Raw genomic sequence first — 1,049 nt, 5'->3', positions numbered from 1 at the left:
CACATTCCCTTCCAATCTGGGGATAACGATATTCTCAAAGCTATGGCACGGGGCTATACCCACCAGAAATATCGCCGGATTATTAATACCATTCGGGAGTATATGCCCGATGCTTCGATTAGTGCAGATGCGATTGTGGGCTTTCCTGGGGAAACGGAAGCACAATTTGAAAATACCCTAAAACTAGTAGAAGATATTGGCTTTGACCAGCTCAATACCGCTGCCTATTCCCCTCGTCCTGGTACACCAGCAGCATTGTGGGAAAATCAGCTCCCTGAGGAGGTCAAATGCGATCGCCTTCAACGTCTCAACCACCTAGTTGCCGTAAAAGCAGCTGAGCGATCGCAACGTTATCTGGGACGGATTGAGGAAGTGCTGGTGGAAGACCAGAATCCCAAAGACAATACTCAAGTGATGGGCAGAACCAAAGGAAATCGTCTGACGTTCTTCACTGGGGATATTAATCACCTTAAAGGTGAGCTAGTTCTAGTTAAAATTACTGAAGCTCGTGCCTTTAGCTTGACCGGTGAGCGAGTAGAGGAATAGGGAATTAGGGAATCGGGAGTCGGGAGTCGGGAGTCGGGAGTCGGGAATCGGGAGTCGGGCGGGGGTAGGTAAACTACCCTGATCAGGTAGTTTACCTACCCCCTTAAAAATAGAAACTGAAACTATAGCAGTAGAAGTAAAGGTTAAAACATAATTTCTGCTCCGAGATCCGCTGTTTCCTGTTCCCTATTCCCTATTCCCTATTCCCTATTCCCTGTTCCCTTTAAACCAAAAACTATGTCCTAAACTATACTTTCGCTATAGACGTTTCCTAATCTTCCCGCTGGAAGAAGCAAACCACATCCCGTATGTAAAAATCGTTATAGAGGTCGCCAGCAGAGGGGTTTGGTAAATCTACGGCTTCAACCTCCAGCTCATTATCGCCATCCTTGAGTATTCCAGCACCAATGTTAATGATTTGGGTAAACCAGTGATTGGGATTAGCTCCCTCGTAGGAGTAGATCTTCCCTACACTTTTACCATTGATTTTGACCTCTGCATCA

At 46.2% G+C, this 1,049-nt stretch carries 2 protein-coding genes; one reads left to right on the top strand and one right to left on the bottom strand.

The window, feature by feature from the left end:
• The coding region (locus tag F6K49_RS52565) for a TRAM domain-containing protein (protein ID WP_293111058.1) at positions 1-546 on the top strand (546 nt) is incomplete at its 5' end.
• A gap of 271 nt (positions 547-817) precedes the next feature.
• Here the strand turns inward: F6K49_RS52565 and F6K49_RS52560 are convergent.
• A partial coding sequence (locus F6K49_RS52560) for a hypothetical protein (protein WP_293111056.1) occupies positions 818-1,049 on the bottom strand: 232 nt, incomplete at its 5' end.

This window comes from Moorena sp. SIO3I6 (genome assembly GCF_010672095.1).
This window is presented reverse-complemented; position numbering and strand designations above follow the sequence as displayed.